The organism is Microbacterium sp. (genome assembly GCF_049661145.1).
GTDB lineage: Bacteria > Actinomycetota > Actinomycetes > Actinomycetales > Microbacteriaceae > Microbacterium.
Map to the genome: position 1 here is coordinate 1 of NZ_JBASZT010000329.1, position 3,994 is coordinate 3,994.

Here is a 3,994-nt window from a genome sequence, read left to right on the forward strand (position 1 = left end):
CGGCCGGCTGGGCGCCGGCGCGCACCCGCACGACCAGCTGCTTCGTCGTCGCCGCACCGCGGGTGTCGGCGACGGTGAGGGTCAGTGGTGCGAGTTGCTCGTCGGCCGCACTCGCGTCGCTGTGCTGAAAGACGACGTCGCCGTGCGGCGTCGTCGCGACCTGGCCGAGTCCGGAGTCGTCCGTCGCCGACAGCAGCAGCACGGGGTCGCCCTCGGGGTCGACCCAGTCGCCGAGCACGGGCAGGGAGATGGTCCCACCGGGCGCGACTTCGGGAGAAGGCCACTCCTGCTGGCATCCCTCGACTCCGCACCACTGCGGCGCCGAGTTCTCGCCCGCTGCGACCACCCGGAGCGTCACCGTCGCCGGCTCGGACCGCAGCCCGTCGGGGCTCGTCCCGTCGGTCACGGCGTACGTGAACGTCGCCGATCCCGAAGCACCGGCAGCGACCCGGACGGCGAGTCGCTGCCGGTCGTCCGTCGTCGTGACGCTCCCGAAGGCGGGGTCCAATCCGGTGAGGGATGCCGGGTCGACCGCGAGCACGTCCTCATTGGGATCGTGATCGTTGAGGATGACCGGCAGTGTCACGAGCGCACCGGAGCGCACGCCGAAGGCATCGTCTTCGGCGGCCGGCGGCCTCGGATCGATGACCGGCGGCGGTTCCCGCTCGTTCGTCGTCGACGCGACCTCCGCGTCGTCATCGATGTCCCATTCCTGGCTCGACGGCAGCAGCCGGCCGTCGGGGGCAGACCAGACCCAGCCGGAACGCGCATCGTTGAGGATCAACCCGTCTCCCGCCTCGACGAGCACGGGTCGCCGTTGCGCGGGAAGTGCCAGCCCGCCGTAGTCCAGCGACACGTCGCCGCTCGTCGAGGTCCAGAGCGTCCCCGGTCCCGCGCCCTCGGGCAGCCACGCCGCCGACACCCCCTCGCCTCGCCCGTCGTCGCGCGCATCACCGCGCACGAGGGGGCGGGCCGGGGCGCCGCGCGCCGTCGTGCTGTCGCCGAAGATGCGTTCCGCCCTGGCTTCGGCGACCGTCACGCGCACGAGTCCCGTCTCGTCGGCGAGGTAGACCGCATCGCCGGGGGCCGCGTTGCTGACCGCGACGGCGCCCGTCGTCCCGGTGTCGCCGACGGCGTCGGCGGTCCAGAACCGCCCCGCGGCCGCATCGACCAGCACCCAATCCTCACCCGCCGCCGTCAGCACGGGGGCGGCGACGTCCGTCTCGACGCGGTCGGTGCGCTCGACCCGCCCGGTCATGACGTCGACGCGCGTCACGGTCCCCACGTCGGCGGCGTAGCTGAACAGGTCGCCATCGGCGTTCACCGAGACGGCGTCGGAGCGGTACGCGGCGGCGGCATCCGTGTCCGCGGTCCCCGTCGCGCCGCTGGTGGGTGGTGGACTGCGCGGATCGATCTCCGCGACCACTCCCGAAGACAGCCGACCCGCGTAGATCTTCCCGGCATCGGTGCGGTACGCGACGACATCGCCCGAGACGTCGACCTCGGTCGTCCCCGGCGGTGCATCGCTCGCCGCGCGCAGACCCTCCGCGTCGAGATCCGCCGGCACGGCCTCGTCGATGCGGATGACCTTGGCGTCGCTGTCGGTGAACATGTACGCGCCGGCGGAAGACTCGACGATACGGCTCGGATTGTTCACGGCGCGCACCGTGTCGAGTTCTCCGATCGCGGTGTTGACACGGGCATAGCGCAGGCCGTCGGCCTGCAGCACCCATGCGCTCACCGCGCGCGGTGGCGTCTCCTGCGCGTCCAGTCCCGGCCATACGACGCTCGCGCCCGCTACGAGCGCGATCGCCGCGCCCGCGGCGGCCAGACCCACGGCGGCTCCGCGCCGCATCAGCAGACCCCTCCCATCAGCCGGATCCACGCATCAGTGGGATCCCACCCAGACGATCGCGAAGGCGGTCGCCGCGGCGGCGATGAGGACCCCGCTGGAGGCGACGATCCACGGCCAGACGCGCTCACCCGCGCCTGCGACGACCGCGTCGTCGTCCTCATGAGGACGCGGTCGCCCGAGGGTCGCTGCGGCGGCGATCGGGCGGCGTGGGGCGTGCTCGACGCGGCTGCGGACAGGCCCGCGGACGCTCACGTCGGTGAACTCGACGGGGTCGGACGCCGGCATCCATTCCTCCGACGGCACCTCCAGGGGCGTCGGAGCCAGCCCTTGTGCGCGCTGGACGGCGCGCACTGCCTCGCCGAACTCGCGGGCGGACGCGAACCGGCCCTCGGCGTGGCGCATCATCGCGGTGGCCAGCACCCGCTGCAACTCGTCGGGCACGTCGGGGCGGGTGATCGGCAGGTAGGTTCCGCGAGCGATGCGGCGCCGCATCAGATCCTGGGTGTTCTGGCCCTTCTCGCGTCGCTCGAACGGGCTGTGGCCCGCCAGCAACGAGTACACGGTCGCGCCGAGGCTCCAGACCTCGCTGGCGACGGTGCCGCCGGTCTGTTCGGCGACCACCTCCGGCGCGCTCCACGGAATCGACATCGCGAGCACGTCGGGGGTCGTGCCGTGCCGCAGCGACGAGGAGATGCCGAAGTCGGCCAGCACCGCGGAGCCGAAGCTCGTGACGAGGATGTTGCTGGGCTTGATGTCGCGATGAATGAGCCCCGCGCGGTGGGCGGACTCCAACGCTCCCGCCAGGCGCACAGCGATCGCCATCACCTCGTCCACCGGCATCCGCTCGATGCGGTATCGCTGCGCCAGCGAACCCGGGCAGTACTCCATGACGATGTAGGGGCGGCCATCGGCGGAGATGCCTGCCTGATACACGGTCACGATCGCGGGATGTGCGGAAAGGTGCGCGAGGACATCGGCCTCGGCGTTGAACATGCGCCGTAGGTCGGGATCGCGTTCGTCCGCGGGGAGCACTTTGACGGCGACGGCGCGGCGCGGCATGTCCTGCTGATACAGGAAGACGTCGGCGAAGCCGCCGGAACCGAGCGGCCGGACGTAGTCGAAACCGGGGAGCAGCGGCGGCGCGGACGGGAGCCTGCGCGTCATGACACCCCTCATCGGTCTGATCTCGGGACCGCTCGTCCCGCTCCGAGACCAGCAATGCTAACAACACCGATTGCGAGAAAGCCCTAGGGCTCCGCCAGCCCCGGTTCCACGCCCGGGTCGAACGGGGCGTCCAGTGCACGCGCCAACTCGTCGAGCAGCGCCGCGATCTGCGGCTCTACGTACTGACTGACGGCCGCCTGAATGCGCAACCGGTGGTGCAGCAGAACCGCGCAGATCTCACGGCCGATCATGTTGGCGTAGTCGTCGGCGAGGCGGACCTCTTGACGCAGTGCGACCTTGGCCTCTTCGCTCAGCGGCGGGAGGTCCGGGATGTCGACGTCCACTTCCTCCGCGAGACCGCCGATCGTGAACAGGAACGGCGCGCCGGGAACCGGGTCGGGGTCCAGCGGCAGACCCTCGAACTCGGGGTCGAGACCTTCGGTCGGGCGGTAGCTGCGCGCGCGATTGCGTGCCGCCTGCTGATCGAGCTCCGCCTGCAGCATCGGGAGGTTCCGCGACGTGTACTCGGCCACCGAGTGGTCGACGATCGTCTTGATGCGCGTCGACAGACCGTGCTGCACGCCGTGGGGGACATCGGAGCCGAGTCCCGCCGCCGAGAGCACCGGCGAACCCAGGCAGCGACGGCAGGGGGCGACCCGGCCGCGGTGCGTCGCCGGCTCCCAGCGCGGCAGCCAGCGCAGCCAGGCGTCGACCGCCTGGCTCACCTGGGTCTCGATGGACCGCTCCACTCGTCCATTGTGACCGCTGCGGGTCGTTTCTGCGGGGATTTCGTAGAAACAGCCAGCGTCGAGCCCTCGGCCGAACGCGCTCGGGCGTCGAGAAGCACCAAAACGCGGGTGCCGCGGCATCCGACCCGCACTTCGGCGCCTCTCAAACGGGACGGCGCCGCAGTCGGCGAGGGGACCTACTCGCGCTTCTCCCACGGCCAGCGGGGCCGGTCGGCGCGGGTGCGCA

Annotated in this window: 3 protein-coding genes; all 3 read right to left on the minus strand. The window is 71.6% G+C overall.

Features of this window, described 5'->3' with window-relative positions:
* Positions 1-1,855, minus strand: a 1,855-nt coding sequence (locus WBP48_RS13535; RefSeq protein ID WP_424441269.1) for an Ig-like domain-containing protein, incomplete at its 3' end; no start/stop codon positions are given.
* Between the two features lie 33 nt (positions 1,856-1,888).
* Complete coding sequence (locus WBP48_RS13540) at positions 1,889-3,019, minus strand: serine/threonine-protein kinase (RefSeq protein ID WP_424441271.1); 1,131 nt, start codon at positions 3,017-3,019, stop codon at positions 1,889-1,891.
* A gap of 83 nt (positions 3,020-3,102) precedes the next feature.
* Positions 3,103-3,768, minus strand: a complete 666-nt coding sequence (locus WBP48_RS13545) for a spermidine/putrescine ABC transporter substrate-binding protein (protein WP_424441273.1) — start codon at positions 3,766-3,768, stop codon at positions 3,103-3,105.
* Between the last annotated feature and the right edge of the window lie 226 nt (positions 3,769-3,994).